The organism is Hylemonella sp. GW821-FHT12C09 (genome assembly GCF_058807395.1).
Genome location: NZ_JBXAQQ010000006.1, coordinates 223,910 through 244,412 on the forward strand (window position 1 = coordinate 223,910; position 20,503 = coordinate 244,412).

At 60.0% G+C, this 20,503-nt stretch carries 12 protein-coding genes and 1 pseudogene; 8 read left to right on the plus strand and 5 right to left on the minus strand.

Annotated elements, in window-relative coordinates; translation table 11 throughout:
• Nucleotides 1–22: 22 nt before the first annotated feature.
• Nucleotides 23–358, plus strand: coding sequence for a helix-turn-helix domain-containing protein (locus AC1RRP_RS12095; protein WP_493036482.1), 336 nt, complete (start codon nt 23–25; stop codon nt 356–358).
• 547 nt (nt 359–905) lie between these two features.
• On the opposite strand, the gene AC1RRP_RS12100 is transcribed toward AC1RRP_RS12095, so the two are convergent.
• The 5 genes and pseudogenes from AC1RRP_RS12100 to AC1RRP_RS12120 form a co-directional block, all read right to left on the minus strand.
• Nucleotides 906–2,036 carry a DNA/RNA non-specific endonuclease gene (locus AC1RRP_RS12100; protein WP_493036484.1) on the minus strand — a complete coding sequence of 377 codons (1,131 nt, stop codon included), beginning with the start codon at nt 2,034–2,036 and terminating at the stop codon, nt 906–908.
• A gap of 21 nt (nt 2,037–2,057) precedes the next feature.
• A complete protein-coding gene (locus AC1RRP_RS12105) occupies nt 2,058–2,501 on the minus strand; it encodes a hypothetical protein (RefSeq protein ID WP_493036486.1) in 444 nt (147 codons plus the stop codon).
• Between the two features lie 201 nt (nt 2,502–2,702).
• Nucleotides 2,703–3,194: an HAD domain-containing protein gene (locus AC1RRP_RS12110; RefSeq protein WP_493036488.1), complete on the minus strand. Its 492-nt coding sequence runs from the start codon at nt 3,192–3,194 to the stop codon at nt 2,703–2,705.
• Nucleotides 3,195–3,202: 8 nt separating this feature from the next.
• A pseudogene (locus tag AC1RRP_RS12115) lies at nt 3,203–3,469 on the minus strand (IS21 family transposase); the annotation flags it as partial.
• A gap of 129 nt (nt 3,470–3,598) precedes the next feature.
• A complete protein-coding gene (locus AC1RRP_RS12120; RefSeq protein ID WP_493036490.1) occupies nt 3,599–4,972 on the minus strand; it encodes a vanadium-dependent haloperoxidase in 1,374 nt (457 codons plus the stop codon).
• 51 nt (nt 4,973–5,023) lie between these two features.
• Here AC1RRP_RS12120 and AC1RRP_RS12125 point away from each other — a divergent pair, with 51 nt between their 5' ends.
• From AC1RRP_RS12125 to AC1RRP_RS12155, 7 genes are all read left to right on the plus strand, one after another.
• Nucleotides 5,024–8,014, plus strand: a complete 2,991-nt coding sequence (locus tag AC1RRP_RS12125; RefSeq protein ID WP_493036492.1) for a hypothetical protein — start codon at nt 5,024–5,026, stop codon at nt 8,012–8,014.
• A gap of 13 nt (nt 8,015–8,027) precedes the next feature.
• Nucleotides 8,028–9,686, plus strand: a complete 1,659-nt coding sequence (locus tag AC1RRP_RS12130; protein WP_493036494.1) for a hypothetical protein — start codon at nt 8,028–8,030, stop codon at nt 9,684–9,686.
• Nucleotides 9,687–9,857: 171 nt separating this feature from the next.
• On the plus strand, nt 9,858–17,741 hold the full coding sequence (locus AC1RRP_RS12135; RefSeq protein ID WP_493036496.1) for an RHS repeat-associated core domain-containing protein: 7,884 nt from the start codon (nt 9,858–9,860) through the stop codon (nt 17,739–17,741).
• Nucleotides 17,722–18,315, plus strand: a complete 594-nt coding sequence (locus AC1RRP_RS12140; protein ID WP_493036498.1) for a hypothetical protein — start codon at nt 17,722–17,724, stop codon at nt 18,313–18,315. Before AC1RRP_RS12135 ends, AC1RRP_RS12140 begins: the two co-directional genes overlap by 20 nt.
• Nucleotides 18,316–18,670: 355 nt before the next feature.
• Nucleotides 18,671–19,087: a type II secretion system major pseudopilin GspG gene (gspG, locus tag AC1RRP_RS12145; protein WP_493036500.1), complete on the plus strand. Its 417-nt coding sequence runs from the start codon at nt 18,671–18,673 to the stop codon at nt 19,085–19,087.
• A gap of 21 nt (nt 19,088–19,108) precedes the next feature.
• Nucleotides 19,109–20,296 carry a type II secretion system F family protein gene (locus tag AC1RRP_RS12150; RefSeq protein ID WP_493036502.1) on the plus strand — a complete coding sequence of 396 codons (1,188 nt, stop codon included), beginning with the start codon at nt 19,109–19,111 and terminating at the stop codon, nt 20,294–20,296.
• A partial coding sequence (locus tag AC1RRP_RS12155) for a hypothetical protein (protein WP_493036504.1) occupies nt 20,296–20,503 on the plus strand: 208 nt, incomplete at its 3' end. The genes AC1RRP_RS12150 and AC1RRP_RS12155, both read left to right, overlap by 1 nt.

Consider the following 20,503-nt stretch of genomic DNA (forward strand, 5'->3'; position numbering starts at 1 on the left):
TTAATTGTGCAAATAATACCTCATGATTGAGAGAGTGCAAGTGGACCCGGCTGAGCTTGGCCCGCGCATCAAGCATGCGCGCGAAAAGGCTCGTCTGTCACTCTTGCAAGTCGAATCCAAGACCGGTGTTGATCATTCTCAGCAATCACGCATCGAGCGCGGCGAATTCAAGCGGTATGCGCAAAATGTGCAAAAGATTTGCAAATTCTTCAATTTGCAGCCTGTCCCCGAAGAGCTCGACACCTTGCGGGCTCGCCTAGACCGCGCAGTACTCCGGACTACTACGCGCAAGGCGCTTGAGGCAGTTCTTGATGCAATAGACGTCAGCCACGCTGTGCACAGGGAGGCGGGCGACTGAGACGTTGGTCGCGGGGATGGCGAGCGATCAGTGCGCCAGTGTGTTCGCGGATTGACGGAGTGAATTCACACCGTCTCATGCCTGGGTGATGTGAGTGGGCAAGTCACCCAAGGCCACAGGGGCCATCCAATCCAGGTTCGATAGGCACATGCGCAGATCGGATCACCGCTACCATCCTGATTGATTGGCTGAAAAACCCGTTGGATCAAGCCACATCTGACGCACTCTCCTCGCTCCGCCCGAAACAGCACAACCAGCGCTGGTTCATCCGTCTCGCGTGGATGTTGAATTTCGTCGAAATCTGCCCCGCTTTTGACAGTGATTTCCATCCAAAGTTGACTCACGTAGGCCCTACCCTGCTAGTTTTGAAAGCAGGGGGAATTAGGAGAGATAGACATGGCGACATTGAATGTCATCAGACGTTGGGCATTGCGAGAGAAGATGTCACTCTGCGAGATCTCAAGACACACAGGCCTATAGCTTGCACCCCCTAATTCGCACTCCAGTCTCCAGCACTGCTTGATCTAAAATCAGCGCACTCTCCGCCCTAATTGACACGCGGACATTGAACATCGATCGCTGGCAGTTTCCCCAAAAGCTCACGCTTAACGATTCTCGTCGGCCACCTTTTCAGGTTGGGACTCTGCTCAGCGACAGATGCTGGGAGCTTGAACTGGAAGCCACTTTTGGATTCCAGCTCCGCAACCGACATCATGAATTTCCTGATATCGAGATTCCCTGCGGTATTGGGCACCATAACCCCTATGGCTGTCGGCTCAGGTTTCGTCCGGTAGACCATCGCGACGTAATGAGAAGGAACGTTGATCTCCACTTCGTTGGGGTCGGTGTCGCCTGAAATCACTTGCTTGCCGCGCGTCGTACCGACCACCACGTAGGTGTCCCCTGAAGATGCGGCCCACTCCCGGATTGAATACTCGAAGCACCGCCAGATATTCCTATTCATTCCAGGTTTTTGGGGCGCAATGTTCGAGATCATGAAGGATCGCCTTTGAGCATCCTCGTCCCAAGCCATAGCGCCATTCGGGGCCAGGTGCCCGCGGTCCCAGTCCGTATGCGTGTAGCTCTTGTGCTGCGGCTGCACGTAGTCGCCATCGTTTAACTGCGGGTTTTTTCGGAACTGGATTTGAGGCCGGTCTTTCGGGTTCTCATTCATCTCATCTATTTTTTCTTCGTCAAGCTTGTACGCTGACCAGTACCCGTGGTTGTCTTGCTTTGAGTACCCGGAGGCAAAGAAAACGATGCCGTCACTCTCCTCGCAAAGAGGCGTGACATCATCCGGGGCGATCGGAGGTTTTCCGGTCGCAAAAACCTCTTTACAGGCGCCGTACTCGTTTGATCCTCGGCGCCCATCCCGCAGGAGAGCAAGAGACTCGGCGCCGCCGGCATAGCCTCGGACATACGATTTGTAGACCCAGCCATATTTGCCGCTCTGCCCGGGAAGTTCGATCCGGTAGTAGCCGTTCTCACTTTGTGGTTTGACCTGCCGCAGCAGGTGTGGCTCGTTGCCACCTTTGAACTTCAGCTTGGCTTCAATGTCTGAAGTTCTATCCGGCTCCGCATAGGCGTTTGCGTTAGCTCGCAGTTCCAGATAGCGATCCGCTGGCAGTACCAGGGTACTTGCCAGCAGGCCAAGCAGCAAGGCAATCAGATTTCTCATGGCTCTTCTCCATAGAGATCTTTAGACCTTGGATGCATCTGACCGCGTATCAGCGGGATCAGATGCGGCGATGGACTTCAGCTGTGCCTCGCGCTGAACCTTCTTGATCTCATCCTTCTGCCGGCGCGCCGAGCTCTTGATGCCCATCAGGTCCTGGAAGAGTTTGATGGAAGCCTTGCTACCACCGGCAACGATTGCGGCTGTGATGAGGTAACCAGGCCACCTTGCCGTTTCCATCTTGAAAAGCACGGCCAGGGCATCAAAGCCGGCGAACTTGACGACTGCCAATGAGACGATGAAGCCGAGGATTTCCTTAAACCCGTTGTCATCAAGCTTGGAGTTGATGAATAGGCGGTTCTCGACAACGATGGAGAGTGCTCGTTCGACAAAGAAGGCCAGAACGATGATCATCGACAGGACTTCAATCAGCACATCCCAGTCGACGCGAAACTGAATCGGATCCATGGAGCCTCCCTAGATTTCAGGTTGAACCAGAAAAGGGAGGACGAACTAACACGGCGCGCAGCCGTGAAATCTATGCTTCTCCCTTGTGTGCGGCATTTAACGGCAACCGCAAATCCAGGTCAACCAATCTATTCGCATCAACTAATGCAGCACACTGAAAGCTTGCAAACTGACCGTTGCCGGCACTTAGGAATCCACTGCCTAGGACCTCAAAAGACGCGTGATCTCCCGGTCTATTCGCTGCTCTAGCAAGACCAAGGCTTCGCCCTCCAATCCGGTACCTCCAACATGGACATGAGGCAATAGAACCAGCTGCGGGCAGATTTCATCAAAGTAATTGGCACGATCGTCCACTGCCAACCATGGCGCTCCCGGTGCGTTTGAGGCTAGCCATTGCTCACATTCTTTTTGACGGAGTCCCCGGGAAATTTTCAATCCCTGCAGGTTGGGCGTTGCGCCAACGATTCGATTCTTGATATCGATTGAGAAGAATGCGACAAGATCCTCCAATGAAAAGGACAGCCGCCACGAAGTTGACAGGACGATCAGTACTTGCGGATGGTGCCGCATCAGGTTCTCAAAATTCTCCAGATGACAAAACTCAAGATCCTGGCCAACACCCTCGGGATGCAGGACACCATCAAAGTCAAGAAATAAATATAGCTTTGTAAACATCATCATCTCTTTATGCACTTCATTCTCATTTCTGTATAGATCTGCTTGAGATTGCGCCGTTGTTTCCGCGATTTTGTTGCCTCGATTCCTAGCCAGGTAGCCAGCTTCTCGGCATAGGGATCAAGCTTGCTTGGACTGGCCCGCTTTGCGTATGTGGGCTCGGTCTCGTCTGACCGCAGGTACTTCTTCACTGTTTTGCGACCCAGGTCTGTACACCCGGAGACCTCGCGGATGGACATCTGTTCTTGCAGTGCCCAACGTCTGATGACATTCAATGTCGCCACGTCTATCACTCCTAAGTTCTCCCTGCTTTTGAAACTAGCAGGGTACGGCCTACGTGTGTCAACTTTGGATGGAAATCACTGTCCTAAGTGGGTCAGATTTCAGCGGAATTCAACAGTGAGTGAAATGGCGGGATTGGATTAGAGCGCAGCTATGACTTCCGCTCCTACCGCTCGACCCAGACGAAGGCCCTCCTCGTTGTCGCTTCGGAAGTGAATGCCACCCCAAAGCCGTGAGATTGCAGCTTCGTCGGCCATAGCGTTCAATCTTGGTGCCTCGGCTGGCCAGAAATGCGCCATAACAATGGATGTTGCACCTGAGAGCGTGGAGTGTCCGGAGACGTAGCTAGGGAACCCCGGGGTCACCAAGGGAGTCGTGAATCCGGGGTCGATGTCGCGTCGGATCGCGGTAATGGGGCGTTCACTCCAATCACGGAACTTGATGCGCCAGCAGACGATGAAAGAGTCTTCCATGACCACAGAGGTTGCGGTCAGGATGGCCACGCTCGCCTCAAAGGCGTCGCCAGGAATCTGTGAGCGCAGCAACAGATCAATGGCGTGTTGCATCCAGACGCCAGCGGGGGTGACTGAGCCTGCATCCAGATTCCAGCGTTCGGCAACTTCGAGTTGTTTGGAAGTTAAATTCCGAATGACGTTCAGAACCTCCTGTGTTTCGCGGCGATGTTGGTCAGATTCAGGGCGTGGTGCGGTAGGGGGCTGGTACCGCTGCGGGTTCGGCCTCAACCAAGAGCGCCACTCACCCGCATAGGGTTCCGTCGGGTTGACCGCATAGATCGGATGCGCGGCTTGCCATATGCCGGGAAAGTCCTTGGGGCGGTCGCGGACGGGCCAAGCCCTACCGGCTCCATCACGCAGACTGCGCTTGATGATGGCTTGCCCCACGTGCGTGCCTGTAGCTTCGACCAAGTCCTGGTTGATGTTGTTTTCTGGAAGTTGCGATGCGAGCCAAGCATATTGCGCCTCAAAAAATCCGGGCGTCTCATTAGGGAAGAGATGTTGCAGGACCAGAGATGCGGCTCGATGCGCACTAAGCTCCCGCGTTTCGGGTGATGCCCCCTGTGTTGCCGCGAGCAGCCATGCGTCATGCATGGCAACTTGGGCGTGCGCGATGCAACGTGATGCCCGCAGAGGGTTTTGCTGATATTTCACAACCAGCCGCAGCCATTGCTTTGTCCAATGAACAGCGCGTTGGATGGCCTGGGTGTTGTCTTGGGCTGCTGCTGTGTTTCGCGATGAAGTCACCAGTGGAAGGCCGGAAGGCAATTCAATGAACCACGGCTTCTTGATGATTCCGTGTACCAATTCAAGAGTGTTGATCTTCGACTTTGCGTGTACTGAATGCTGCGTATGCACCAGAAGAGAAGCAAGCCCTGTCGTAGCGATGATCTTAATCAGCGCCCGCTTATTTGCTTGGGTGTTGTTTATCGATGCAATAGTTTTTTTGCGTAGGAGCATGTATGACAGCTCAAAAATGTGTGTTAAAAACTCGCTCAATTAAAAGCGCCTAAAAAAATCAAGAGGGCGCTAAAACGGGAGGAATGCATTTTGCTGCGGCTTTTTGCCAGATTGCAAACGCTGTCGCTGTCCAGCGTGTGGGGCTTAGTAGCGCTTCTTGCGTGCATTGGCGCTGGACTCTATCAGCCGGCCCATGCGGCTGTTGAGCGTTACAGCTATGACCCACTGGGCAGGCTTATCCAATACGTGGATAGCGCTGGTCAGGTCACCGAATACACCTACGACGCGGCAGGCAACCTCACTTCTGTGACGGGTGCGGGCTCGGCGTCGGGCTTTGTGCCTGTGTTGAGTACGGTCACACCTGGCCTGATCCGTCGCGGGGAAACCAAAAGTCTGCTCATCACGGGGCAGCGTTTGCAGGCGGGTAGCCTGAGAACGTCTGATCCAGGTTTGGATCTGCTCAACGTCCGGCAGACGGCCGCTCAGATTCAAGCGGACCTGATTGCCGATCAAGCTGTCCCAGTTGGCTCACAAACCCTTAGCTTCACCAACGCACAGGGCACTGCGTCCATCGCCCTCACAGTGGCGCCGGTGTTGCCGACGTTGTCTGTGGAGCCATCTCCACTGGCTTTGCCGCCGGACAACTCGGCACGCAACATCACCTTGCGACTGTCGAGCTCTGATGTGGTGTCCCACGCCATCAACTTGGTGATGAGCGACACGAGCAAGGCGACCATTTCACCGGCCACTGTCACGATAGCCCCGGGGCAGACGTCCGTGCAAGTCAGCGTTACACCCAAGGTCGCGGGCTTCACTTCGTTGCAACTCACATCTTCTACTTTGGTGTCGACAACTGTGCCTGTGTTCATCACAGCTGACTTCAGAGGAGTGAACACCAGTCAGGCCATGCCTGTAGGTCTGGTCGTAGGTTCGCTCACGCAGCCGACTTCCAACACCACCTCTGCCTTGTTCGGGGCGCCACTGGTGGGGGTGACGGTTGGTCCCGTGCTGACCGGCATCAGCCCGGCCGGCATGCCTGTGGGGCAGACGCAAAGCCTGGTGGTGAGTGGTCGTGGCATACCTGCTGGCGCAACGTTGTCGATGCTGCCGGCGGCAGGTCTGACCTTGGGCGTGCCAGCCATCGCAGCCGATGGTTCGCAGATTTCTGCAACCCTGAGTGTCGCAGCCAATGCGATAGCTGGCGCACGCAGTGTCGTGGTGAAGGATGCGAGCGGCAAGGTGTTGCCGTTCGTTCCAGCGGCTGCATCTCAACTGGTACTGACTACCGGCCAGCCGGAAATCTTCTCGATTGAGCCGCTGTATGCCAAGGCGGGCACCTTGCTGCAACTCAAAGTCCGTGGTCGTCATCTGCACAACGGAAAACTGGCTTTGCTGCCCGGTATTGATGTGGCCATCGACCCACAGCCCGTGATCAATACGGATGGTACCGAGCTCATCGCCACGATCCAGCTTTATCCCTTGGCGTCGGTTGGGCCGCGCGTAGTGCAGATCACCACGCCATCGGGCCAAAGCAGTGCGGAGCTCAATGCCGCCAACCAGTTCAGCATCGTGACCCAGATCAATGGAACTCTGGGGCCTGTCTTCGCACCGGTCGTGGGCATCATGGTGGGTGATGGTTCGAGGGCTCCGTCCAACCAGTCCATCGGTCCGGTGGCAGCCTCTTCGCTTGGTGTGGTCGTTGGTGGCGCGGCCTACAACGTCACGCCTAAGGTGGCTGTGGTGGGCACATCCCTGAACCTGACAGTCACGGGTGTCGGTTTGCAGGCAGTGCAGTCGGTCAGCTTGCTTGCACCTGACGGTATTACCCAATCTGCCTTCAGCGTGAATCCGGAAGGCACAGTCCTGACCTTGCCCATCACAGTGGATGTCGCGGCAGCCAAAGTTGCCCGCAAGATTGTGCTGCGGACGGCATCTGGTCGCCTGTCTTTTGTGCGCGATGCTGAGAGCAGTTTCCTGGTAGCAGCGCCTGCGCCGGAAATCATTGCGACTGCGCCCCAGGTCATCAAGGCCGGGACGAGTACGACGCTGACCCTGCGCGGCAAGAATTTCCGCGACGTGCTGGGTGTGCGTTTCGAGCCTGCCGATGGCTTGGCGGTGACAGCCAACGGCGTCATCACGGCCAATACGGATGGAACTCTGCTGACCGTTCCTGTGACGGCCACATCCGCAGCGGTTACAGGTCCGCGCACCGTGATCGTGGTGGCTGCCGGCGGCGAGTCCAGCAATGTGACCATGGCCGCCAATACGGTGCAAGTCGCACAGCAGGTCGGCGCAACCTATGCTGACGTTAGCGCGCCGGCTGTTGGGCTGCTGGTGGGCTCGGCTACGACGGAGCCAACTGGTAGCGCCTTGCTGGTGCCAGCTGCCCTGGTTGGTGTGGTCGTGCAGACGCCGCCCATCGCGGTGACTGACAACCGGATTGTGGTGGGTGCGCATGTGGGCGTGGCGGTCGGTGGATTCGTGAATAACATCGCGCCTACGACGCCCGATGGCTTCCTGATCGGCTCGACTGCTACTTTGGCGGTGCAGGGCCTGGGTCTGGACAAAACCAGTGCCATCACTTCACTGGGGCATGCCGGGATTACCTTCGGCGCCTGGGCGGTCAATTCGCAGGGCACGCTGCTGACGGTACCGGTCACGGTCGCCAGCAATGTGCCGGCCGGCCGTTACGGTGTGTCGCTGAGCCAGACCGTCAATGGCGTGACGAGTCGATTCACGACCGTGCCTGCTGCCACGCTCCAATTCAATATTGGCGCCCTGCCGACCTTGCTTGAATCGGTCACGCCCATCGTGCTGGAGCAGGGCAAGAGTTACACCTTCACTGTGCGTGGGGATGGACTCAAGGATGTCTATGAACTGCTCACCGAGCCTGGAGCGGGTGTTCAGTTTGGCTCGGTGCAGTGGGCCACGGATGCACTCGGCGAGCTGCTCACGGTCAGCGTGCGCATTGATGCAACAGCGGCTATTGGCAGCCGCGTGGTCCGACTGCGCGTTCCTGGCGGCTTGACCAGCTCCGAAGCTGTTCCGGCCAACACCATCACCATCGTTTCGCCGCAATGAAGAGGGCAGCACCATGAAGACACCCATTTCCAACGAAACGCACGTGCCTCTTGTATCCGGCGCTGCACCCATCTCTGTTTCACCTACTGCTTTTTCAAATTCGTTCAGGAGGATTGCCATGTTCAAGTCCACTTCCATCCGTTCCCGCGCAGGGTTCGGCTTGCGTCCGCAGGCTCTCATGGCGGCGTTGGCTCTCGCGTTCGCTGTCACTGGGGCGCACGCCTTCACCAGCGGTAGTACGGGGGCCGATGGAGCGCTGGCTCCAACGGTCAATACTGAGATTCAGCTGCCACCTTCCGGTGTTCTGAACTACACCACGATCAATATTCCTGCTGGTGTGACGGTCAAGTTCAAGCGCAATGCGCTGAATACGCCGGTGTATCTGTTGGCCAGTGGCAATGTGACGATTGCTGGCGTGATTGACATTAACGGGAAAACTGCTGCTGCTACGGGTACGGCAGGGGATGGGGTGGTCGCCGATGATGGCGTTCCGGGTGAAGGTGGCCCAGGCGGTTATGACGGTGGCCGAGGTGGGCGTGATGATCTGGCACAGACACCGGCAGTCATCCGAGGTGGCGCAGGTCTGGGGCCTGGCGGCGGGCTCGGTGGTGTCGAGGGTGCTGATGGTTGCGGGAGTGACAATCGTCAATATCGATACATAGGCGGCTCAGCGGGTTATGCGCAGGCTGCTCTAGAGCAGTATTACCACCCCGGCGGCTATTACCAATGGTGTGGTGCGTCACCCGCTTCCGGTAAGGCGTACGGCTCTGCCATATTGCAGCCCTTGATCGGCGGCTCAGGCGGCGGCGGTGGCCGCGGCGGCGCTAACTTCCCAGGGTCTGGCGGTGGCGGCGGTGGCGGCGCCTTGTTGATTGCCAGTTCTGGCACGGTCACGTTGACTGGCAGTATTGCCGCTTCGGCTGGATACGGCGGTGCGGTTGCGGGTACCAATTCGGGTGGTTCAGGCGGTGCTGGTTCGGGTGGAGCGGTGCGCATCGTCGCGACCAGCGTAACGGGCGCTGGTTCGATCACAGCGAACTTCGGCTGTCCGCAAGGCATCACGGGATCTATCAATACCAACATGACCTGCAACTATTTCCGCAGTTCAGTCGGCCGTATTCGCATCGAAGCCGAAACCCTGACCTACAGTGGTGCCACAACACCGGCCTACACCACCGATGTCCCCGGCCCCGTCTTCCTGGCCAGCCTGCCTTCGCTGCGCATCGCCACGATCGCCGGCGTGGCCGTTCCGGCAACCCCCACGGGCAATGCCGACGTGACGCTGCCGACTGACGTGGTCAACCCAGTCACTGTGACGTTTGAAACCGTCAACGTGCCGACGGGCAACACTATCCTGTTCAAGCTGATCCCGGCCTATGGCGTCCCCACCGAAGTTCTGAGCGCGGCCATTGCCGGTACGACCGCTGCCGGTACCGCCAGCATCACGGTGGCATTGCCGCAAGGTCCCAGCACCCTGCAGGCGACGACGACCTACACCGTGGTTGTCGCCATGGGGGATGCATTGTCAGTCTTTGCCCAGAACGAGCGGGTCGAGAAAGTTCAGCTTATCGCTACTCTTGGCGGCGCAGGTCAGGCCAAGCTCATCACGGTCAGTGGCAAGGAGTACATGGTGCCCATGTCGTTGCTGCAGCAAGTGGGCTTCGCGGGCTAAGCCGCGGCGCTCGGGCAATTACAGGTAGGTTGGTATCAGAACAGAAAGTGAGCATGGTCTAAGCGCTTGACCGCGGCGGGCTGGGAGGCCCGCCTCGAATGCCGTGTGCTACGCGAGCCGCGGTTTGCACGCGCAAGACCTGCGATCTTCACACTCAGGGATAGGCGCGATATGTCGTGGATCACAAGCAGTAATGTGCGGGCGCTGCTGCGTCGGCTGCAAGGCTGGGCGGCGGTATTGCTCCTGCTCGGGGCATCCCAGGTTGCAGCGCAGACCACGATTTATGGCTCACAGAGCGCATCCATCACGCCTACGGGTCTGGGCGCAGCCAATTTTGCTGATATCGATAGCTTTGCTGTCGGCCGCAATGTCAGCGGTCCTTTCTACATCTCCGTCAACAACAATTCGGCGCAGTGGCCCAGCGGCAAGAGCGCCTCTGTCGAAATCTGGGTCAACTTCCAGAAAGTCGTCAGCACCAGCAACGTTTTCACGGCGCAGGGTGCACCCATCCCCACTTTCCAGAAAAGCGTATCGCTGCGCACCGGCGTGCTCAATCTCATCCTGGTCAAGGTCAATGGCACCGCACCGGTGCGCATCAACTACCAGATCCAGGTAGGCCAGATCCCCGTGGTGCCTTCTACGCTCAGCGGACTGACCCCCAATCCGCTGGAGCTGACCAATGGCAAGAGCGGGGTACTGTCGGCGACGCTCAGTCCCACCCCATCCGTGGCCGGTGCCGTGACGTTAAGCAGCGCCAACGACAACATAGCCACCGTCGCCGGCAGTGTGGCCTACGGAGCCGGGCAATCCCAGGTGGCCATCCCCGTGCGCGGCAAGGGGGTCGGACAGACCACGCTGACCGCCAGCCTCAACGGCAGCTCGCGCAGTGTGGCCGTCAACGTCTCTCCAGTGCCGCCGCGTGTTGTGTCGCTGCGCCCCATCTACAGCGCCGTTCAGCAAGGTGCCAGCGGCCAGTTGCAATTGCGCATTGCGCCCAGCCAGCAGCAGGACACCACGGTGACTCTGGCCAGCTCGGATGCGGCCAAGCTCGGCGTGCCGGCCAATGTCACTGTTCCGGCCGGGCAGACCACCGCCAACTTCTCGGTGCAAGGCCAAGCCACGGGCCTGGCCTACGTCACGGCAACTTTGCCGGGGACGCCGCGTGCTTCGCGCGCGTTTGCCATCGTGCGCATCGTGCCGTCCGCCGTCTCCGTCACCTCGCTGCTGCCCGCCACCAGCGTGCTGCAAAAGGGCAGCACAGCCCAACTCAGCGTGCAGCTTTCGGCAGCACAGGGCACCGATACGGTGGTCGCCCTGCAGGCGCGCACCGGTGGCGTCATCAGCATTCCCGCCAGTGTCACCGTTCCGGCCGGGGCCATGCAGGCCAGCTTCAACGTCAATGCACTCGAAGTGGGCAACACCCTGGTGGCTGCCACGCTGGGTGGCAGCACGGTGGAAGCGGCCGTGCAGGTCACGCCGGTGCCGGCCGCCGTGGCGGCGCTCACACCCGCGAGCAGCACCCTCATCGTCGGCGCCAGCGGCACGCTGACTGTGCAGCTCAACAGCGCACAAAGCAGTGTCACCACGGTGGCGCTCTCCGCCCAGCCAGCCGGTACGGTGCAGGTGCCAGCCACCGTCCTCGTGCCGGCCGGAGTGAACCAGGTCGAGTTCCAGGTCAGTGCGCTGGCCGTGGGCCAGGCCCAGGTGATGGCCAGCCTCAACGGCACGAGTCAGAGTGTCACGGTCGTCGTCACCCCGCAACCTGCTGCCATCGCGTCTGTCTTGCCCAGTCCCCTGAGCCTGCAGCAAGGCGCCAGCGGTGCGGTCACTGTGCGCCTCAATGCTGTACAGACAGAAGACGTCACGGTCGACCTGGCAGTGGCCAACCCGGCCCTGCTGCAGGTGCCCGAGACTCTGCTGATTCCTGCTGGACAGATCGAGGCAGAGCTGAGTGTCCAGGCACTCGCTGCGGGGGGCACACAGCTCACTGTCAGCCTCAACGGCACAAGCCAGTCGGTACCGGTCACCATCACCTTGCCGCCGCCTGTCCTGTCCAGCCTGTTGCCAGCCAGCCAAGATTTGCCCAAGGGCAAGCTGGGGCAGTTGCGTCTCACGCTGGACCGCGCGGCGCAGGAACCTGCCATCGTCAGCCTGAGCAACAGCAACACCGCTGCGCTGGGCCTACCCAGCCAGGTGACCGTGCCTGCGGGTGTGCTGGCCATTGATGTGCCCATGACCGCGATCGTGCTAGGCCAGTCCACCGTGGTGGCCAGCCTCAACGGCAGCACGGCCCAGGTCGTGGTCAATGTGGTGGCGCCCGAAATCACCGGCATCACGCTCACGCCCGCCAGCCTGAGCCTCACGCCGGGCCAGAGCGCCGAAGTGCAGGCCATGGGCACCTATTCCGATGGCAGCACGCGCGACATCGGCATGGACGCCAACACCAGCTGGTCCATCGCAGATTCAGGCCTGGCCACTGTCAGCGCCCAGGGCCGTGTCACGGCCCTGGCGCAGGGCACTACCGTGCTCAGCGCAAGCCAGACCGTGGCGCCCACCTACGGTAATCCCACGCCCAGCGCGGTGGTCGGCCAGGCCAGCGTGACCGTAGGCAGCCCGGCTCCCCTGGCCATGTCGGCTGCCAAGACCAACCTGGTGGTGGGTGAAACGGTGGCCGTCAGCATTACCGCGCCCTATGCCGCCGGTGCCACGCCCTACACCGTCAATCTCAACAGCAGCGGCACGGCGGCATTGCAGCACCCGTCCAGCGTCACCATCAACCCGGGGTTGACCAGCGTGACTTTCAATGTCCAGGCCACGAGCGCCGGTACCGTGGCGCTCAGCGCCTCGGCCGTACCGTTTGCGCCGGGGCAGCTCAGCTTTACCGCCACGCCGCCTGTGGCCACGGCCATTGTCATCAGCGGCATCACGCCCACCAGCGGTACGGTGGGCAGTGTGGTTACGCTCACCGGTGAGGGCTTTGCCTCGCCGGCCAACGCCAACACGGTGGCCTTCGCGGGCAATGTGCCAGCCATCGTGCAGTCCGGCACGGCCATCGAGCTCAAGGTCCTCGTGCCCGAAACCGCCCAAAGCGGTCCCATCACCGTGAGCAACAGCCTGGGCTCGGCCCAAAGCCCGGTTTTCACGGTGATCCGTGCGCAGGACTTCAGCTTCCAGGTCAGCCCGTCCACGGTTGACGTGATCCAGGGTTCCAGCGCCAGCCTGGTGCTGAACATGGCCAGCACCGGCACCAATGCCTACCAGGGTCTGGCCCGACTCAGCGCCAACGGCTTGCCCGCGGGCGTGACCGCCCAGTTTGATCCACCCGCGCTTAGCGCCTACCAGACTGGCAGGCTCACCTTGCTGGCCGACAGCTCTGCCGCGCTGAGCCAGGCTACCGTCACTGTCCGCGCTGAAGCCACCCTTAACGGTCTGCCTTGGGTGCGCGAGAGCCAGGTGGCTGTCCGGGTGGTGACCAAGGACAACGTCACCGGCGTCAAGGGCCGTTTCATCACGCCCTCCGGAGCGGGTATTGCCGGCATCATCGTGCGCCAGGACATCACCACCAACCAGGTGGTCACCGACGCCGGCGGCAACTTCACGCTGACGGGCCTGTCCAGCGGTGTGACCACCCTGCGTTTCGACGCCACGCCGGCCAATTCGCTTTATCCCATCTGGCCCTATAACGTGACCCTGGCAGCCAACGAGCTGCTCACCATGTCGGACTGGATCCTCCAGCCGCCGCCGGCCGATGCGCTGTTCAAGCCCATCAACAACGCCACGCAAGACCAGCAGATCACCGACGAGCGCTTCCCCGGCTTCGCCATCACTTTGCCAGCGGGTGCCACCATCACCGGCTGGGACGGGGTGAAGAAAACGCGCATCGCCGTGCAGAAGATCGACCCCGACAAGCTGCCCGTCGGTGCGCCGCCTTTCCCCATGAAAGAGGCCTATCAGCTCTACTTCGGCACGCCCATGGGCGGCATCCCCAGCACTCCCATTCCCGTGACGTTGCCCAACGTGGCCGAGAAAGACCCGGGCGAGAAGGTCGAGATCTGGTGGTTTGATGGCTCGCCCATGGGCGGCACCGGCGACTGGAAGATGGCCGGCCTGGGCACTGTGAGTGCCGATGGCAAGACCGTCACCAGCGATCCGGGCGTGGGCATCCCGCGCTTCTGCGGGGTGTGTGGCCTGTTCAGCCTAAGTTGCCCGCCGGTACCCAAGCCGCCGCAGCCATGCCCAACCTGTGATGGGCAGGCCCAGGCCGCGGGTACGGCCGGCAATCCAGTGGACTTGTTCACCGGCCAGGAGATGGCCAAGCAGCACAGTGGTTTGTCCATCGGCGGCGTGACGCCCATTGACATGGGCATGCGCTACAACCCCGTGGACGCTTTCGACAACCGCGCCGGCACCATCACCAGCTTTGGTTACGGCTGGACCATGGGCTACGACATCAGTTTCTGGCCCATGAGCGGTGCGCAGAAGCGCGTGGTCATGCCTGGCGGCATTTACGTCAATCTGGTGGATGACGGCACGGGCAAGTACCGTCCCGTGGACGACACCCGTTACGCTGGCGCTTATGCGCGTGCGCTTTCCGGTAGTAACTGGGAGTTCGTGCTCAAGGACGGTACCCGTTGGCAGTTCGAACCCTTTGCTGGCATTACGGGGGTTATCCGTGGCGGCCCGCCGCTCTTCGTAACCAAGATCATCGACACCAGCGGAAACACCACCAACATCAGCCGTCAGAGCAATGGGCGCATCCTGTCCATCACCGGGCTAGCCAGCCGTGGCCTGAGCATGAGCTACGGGGCCAATAACTTTGTGTCTCGCATCACAGATCACACGGGCCGCCGTGTGGACTACGAGTACACGAGCGAGGGCCGCGTCAGCAAGGTCACGGACGCAGCCAGCCGCGTCACACAATACAACTACCAGCCAGTGCCCACCTACACCAACACGGACACAGGTGTGGCGCAAACGGCATGTTCTGCAGACCTCATGCCTTCGAGCATGCGCGTCATCAGCTCCATCCTCTACCCGGATTCGGATACGCCCACCGTCAACACCTACGGGACAGACCGTGTCGTCAAGCAGACCACCTCCACGGGCGAAACCTGGAAGTTCGCTTACCGGCGCACGGGGGCCTGTGTGGTCAAGGTGCTGAGTGGTGGTTTGGAGCCTGCTGGCGGCACTAGCCGCACCTGGGACTACACCTGCCGTGCTGGCCAATCCCTGGCCACGCGGACTTTGGCCCCCAGCAGTGGGAACACCATCACCCCTTCCCTGGCGGGTACGTGCCCGGATGTGGAGTCCGAAGAAACCCGCGCAGCGGGCTGGCGCTTCTTCGGCGGTACGGTGCAGGAAGTCATCGTCACCCAACCCGATGGCCAAGTGCGCCGCAGCAAGTTCAACGCCCGCGGCTTGGCCACAGAAGCCATTGATCCGCTGGGCCAGCGCACCCAGTTCGTCTACGACGCCAAGCAGCAGAAGACCAAAACCATCGACCCGCTGGGCCGTGAAACCAGGTACGAATACGACGCGGTGGGTAACCTCACGGCCGTGGTGGACGCCCTGGGCCAGCGCATCGAGGCCATGTACGACCCCACCTTCAACAAGCCCGTGCAGGTCACGCGCTTCCTGTTGGGCGTGCCCAGTACCCAAGGCGGAGTGAACCTCAGCTACACACCGGTCTTCACCAGCAGCGCTTATGACAATGCGGGCCGTTTGACCAATGAGACTAACCCGGTGGGCCTGCAAGGCAGCCTGAGCTACAACGCCCAGGGGCTGATCAGCCAGGCGGTAGCGCCAGCCCAGGTCAATGTGGGCAGCATCCCCATGGTGCAGTCCGGAGTGGCCAGCAGTATCGCGCCCAGTCAGCGCAAGGTCAGCCTGGGCTATAACATCGCCGGTGATCTGGCGCAGATCACCGACGCCCAGGGCAACGAGACCCGCATGGGCACGGATGCGCTGGGCCGCGTGACGGGCAACACCGACGCCCTGGGCTACAGCGGCAGCCTGCAGTACAACACCCTGGATCAGACCACTCAGGCCACCGACCCGCTGCAGCAGAACACCGGCCTGAGTTATGACAGTGCCGGCCGTGTCACGGCAGTGACCAACGCCGCAGGCGTGCAGATCGAACGCTACGGCTACGATACCAAGGGTCGCTTGACCAGCAAGACCGACGCGCTCAACCAGAGCGAGACCTATGAATACGACGCCGCGGGCCGCCTGAGCAAGGTCACCAACCGCAAGGGCCAGGTGAGTACTCTGGCCTATAACGAGCGCGGCCAGCTGGCCAGCCTGGAGCTGCCGGACCGCACAGTCAGCTACCAGTACGATGCCACGGGCCGCCTCAGCGAGGTGCGTGATGCCAGCAGCGTCAATAGCTATGTCTACGATGCCATAGACCGCACCCTTCAGACCACGGCCACCACGGCCGCCGGCAGCCACACCCTGGCCTACCAGTACGACAGCCTGGGCCGGATGACCCGTCGTACCCTGAGCGGTACGGGCATTGCCGCGCCAGAGGTCACCACCTACCGCTGGGACAACGCCGACCGCCTGCTGGGCCACACTACCAACATTGGTGGGCAGGACCACAGCACTAATTACAGCTATGACGCTGCCGGTCGCTTGAGCGCACGCAAGGTCCAGGCCGGCAATACCCCGGACCTGATCACCCAGGCCTATGGCTACGACAGCCTGGACCGCCTGAGCCAGATCAAGTACCTCAAAGGTGCAAGCACGGCGGGCGAGCAGCTCATCGAGCAGATCGACTACGAGTACGACGCCAATGGCCGCCGTACCGCCCGGACCACGCTCAACGCCAATGGCACGGGGCAGAGCGAAACGCCCATGACGGCCACTTTCGATGCGGCCAACCGCATGACAGCCATCACGCTGAACCTGGGCGGGACGAGCAAGACCTGGAATCTGACGTATGACGCCAATGGCAATCTGGTGCAGAAGCAGAATGCGGGGGACACCAGTGAGCAGACGCTTTATGTCTGGGATGCCAGCAATCGGCTGATTCGGATTGAGCAAAATGGGGCAGGGGGAAACAACCTGCTGACGGCCAGTTATGGCTATGACGCGTTTGGGCGCAGGGTGCAAAACGCAGTTTCTCAGGGTGGCCGGACCAGTACCGTCCAATACCTTTACGAAGGAGCTCAGGCTTTGGGTGAAATTCGAGACGGCAAGCTAAGCCATCGGCTGCTGACTGGATTGAACTTAGATGAGACCATCGCCAGAGTGGCGATCAATACGTCGGGGCAGAAGGATGCAGCACTCAGCCGCATCTACATTGCCGACGTGCTGAACAGCGTGGTTGCGCAGTTGGCGGATGACAACAGTGCCAACTTGCAGAACAGCTATGCCTACAGCCCGTATGGGGAATCAAGCACGGTGGGGCCGGATGTGACAAACAATCCGACCCAGTACACGTCGCGGGAGAATGACAATCAGACGGGGTTGTATTTTTACAGGGCACGATATTACGATCCAGTGAGAAAAGTATTCATCTCCGACGATCCACTGGGGTTGGAGGCAGGGGTGAACTTTACGGGGTATGTGGAGGGGAATCCTGTGACGTATACGGACCCGACTGGAGAAATCATCCCCGTAGTTGCGATGGGAATCGGTGCGCTTTTCGGTGGAGGGCTTGATCTTGCTGTGCAACTGTATAAGAACGGTGGCAATTTCAGTTGCGTCGATTGGGGCGATGTGGCTATTTCGGCGGTTTCGTCAATGTCTCTTGGGGGACGGCTTGGATACAAGGCAACACTTGCGGCACTGAAGCCTATGGCCCAGACAATGACCAAAGAGGGCGCATACGCGTTGAGATCGCAGGTACGGAGTGACTACAGGCTTTTCAAACCGATTCGCGATTTTTTGTCGAAGCGGGATATACCTTTTGAAAAGGTGCGCGATCCTATTGATTCTTTTGCACGCAGCAATTGGCGATATGACTTGGGATTGACTGCGCCAGGTGCAGCGACATTGGGCGGAAAAGTTGGTTCCGCTCTTGGAGGAAATTGTGACTGTCCTGCCAAGTAATTCACTGCGCCCAATTCTGATGCGTCCTGTTGGTGTAGGGCAGACAGATCGTTCTGATGAATTCTATGTTATGGATTCGAGCTCGGGGGTGCTGACACGGATCAGTGATTCGCTTGTGCCTCAAACAAAACTTGTAGCTGATGGGGGCGGAATATATTCATTTCGACAACAGAATGGGTGGATTATTGATGTACCGCACGTTTTTCGGTTAAACGAAACTTGGATTGCACGAGCAATCGGCGGCGACATTCAAGTCGAGACCCCTAATCTCAAGTTTCGTGTGATCGAAGATGCTATCCAAATAAAAGTTCGCACTATCGGGTTGATCGGGCGCTACGCCGTGACAAGTGAATGTCGTGGGTTGAAGATATTCGGCTGGTTCTGGTTTCCATGGTCTCGCACTTGGTTTATAGGTGATGAGTCAGATCGTCCGCGATGTATGCCGTTCACCGAGTTGCTTTACGAGTTGAGCGATGCGCGACGTGCTAAGAAGCTTGCATCTCAATGGGAGATGGGGATTCGCGTTGTTAGTGATGCGTTCAACTTGCCAAAGGATATACAGTGGTCAGTCTGATGGCCGACCTGGGCACCGTCAGTGACGACGGCAAGACCGTCACGAGAGATCCGGGCGAGAAATCCTGGGGTCAGGTCTTGCCTTTTGTTCATTTAAATATTCAACCAGCGTGAAATCATGTCCCGACCACTAAGACCGGAGTTGCACGGTGCGCGGCACTACCTGACGGCCCGAGGCGATGGCCGGGAGGATATCTCTCTGGACGACGCGGGTTGCGTGTTTATTCTGGAGTGTCGGGCTAGGTGAATAGATAATCGTTGGGCCGTGTAGGCCTATTAAGCTGTTATTGCTTAGAGACACATAGGTTGAAAATAGTGGGCATGTTTTTTTGATGAATAATTTGATGAATAAGTCGATGCGATTCAAACATGGCTTCACGTTACTGGAGCTACTGGTCGTCGTCGCCATCATCGGCCTCCTGGCCGCCTACGTTGGCCCCAAATACTTCGGCCAACTCGGCAAATCCGAGCAAGCTGTTGCCAAATCCCAGATCGAAGCCTTCAGCCGTGCCCTCGGTGCCTATCGCATCGACACTGGCAGCTATCCCAGTTCAGAGGAAGGTCTGGGCGCCTTGGTGAACCGCCCCGCGGACAGCGTACGCGCCGCCAAGTGGAACGGCCCATATCTCGAAAAAGCCGCCCCGCCCGACCCCTGGGGCAAGCCCTATCTCTACACGAGCCCGGGCAGCAAGGGTGACTTCGATCTGCTGAGCTACGGCAAGGACGGCCAGCCCGGAGGTACGGGTGATGCGGCCGACGTCAGCAACCATTGACGGGGCGCGAGGGGCGCCGCCATGAAGTTCGACGTGCGGGCGCTCAGCGCACAGCAGCAGATCGAGGCCTTCGAGTTGGAGGCCTTGGACGCTGCGCATGCGCAAACCCTGGTGCAGGCACGCGGCTTGGCGCTGCTCTCGCTCAAGGCTGTGGTCGGAAGGGCCTGGCTGCCCGCGCCGCGCAGCAAACCCTTTGACCTGCTGTTGTTCGCCCAGGAACTGCTGGCCCTGGTGAGCGCTGGCCTGAGCGTGGTGGAGGCACTAGACGCCTTGCTGGAGCGAGCGGCCCAAGCCTATTTGCGGGCCGTGCTGCAGCGCCTGCGTGATGCCTTACAGCAGGGGCAGCGTCTCTCACAGGCCCTGGCGCAGCAGAGCGACGTTTTCCCGCCGCTCTTTGTGGGGGTGGTGCAAGCGGCCGAAGGCACCAGCGACCTGCCGCGTGCGCTGGAACGTTATGTGTCTTATGAAACCCGGTTGCGCACCCTGAAGCACAAAGTGGTCAGTGCGGCCATCTACCCTTCCATACTCTTTACTGTGGGCCTGGCTGTGGCGCTGTTTTTGCTGGGTTATGTGGTGCCGCGTTTTGCCTCGGTTTACCAGGGCGGCGGGCGCAGCCTGCCCTGGGCTTCACAGGTCTTGCTGGCCTGGGGGCAGTTCGCCGCTAACTATGCGCTCTGGCTTGTGGCCGGTTTGGCGGCTGTCGTGGTGGCCGTGGTCTGGGGTGCACGCCGTTTGCTGCGCACGGGCCAGTGGAGCCGCTTGCTACGGGTGCTGCCCGGCGTGCGGCAACGGCTTGAAATCCTGACACTGACGCGCCTGTACCTCACGCTGGGTATGCTGCTTGATGGCGGCATACCCATCATGCGGGCCATTCAGTTGTGTGAGGCGGTTTTGCCGCAGGACACAGTAGGCCGCTTGCAGGCCGCGCGCCTGGCTGTAGGTCAGGGCGAAAGTCTTTCCGGTTCCCTGGAGCGCCAGGGCTTGGCTACGCCGGTCTCGCTGCGCATGCTGAGGGTAGGTGAGCAGACGGGGCAGATGGGCCAGATGCTGGGGCGCACGGCAGCGTTTTACGACACCGAAACCACGCGCTGGATCGAGCAGTTCAGCAAGGCGTTTGAGCCCATCCTGATGGCGGCCATCGGCCTGGTGATTGGGGTCATCGTGGTGCTGCTCTATATGCCTATTTTTGATCTGGCGGGGAGCATCTGATGGCAGATGCGGTGGCGGCACCCACCCTGGAAGGACTGCAGGGCCTGCGCGCGCGAGCACATGCCAGCGGCCGCCCCTTGGTGGATCTGCTGGCCGAGGCGCATCAGATGCACCCGCGCGAAGCCGCGGGCTGGCTGGCGATGCAGTTCGACCTGCCCTTCTGGGACAACCAGGCGCTGCAGCCGCAGACCGCCAGATTGGACCTCT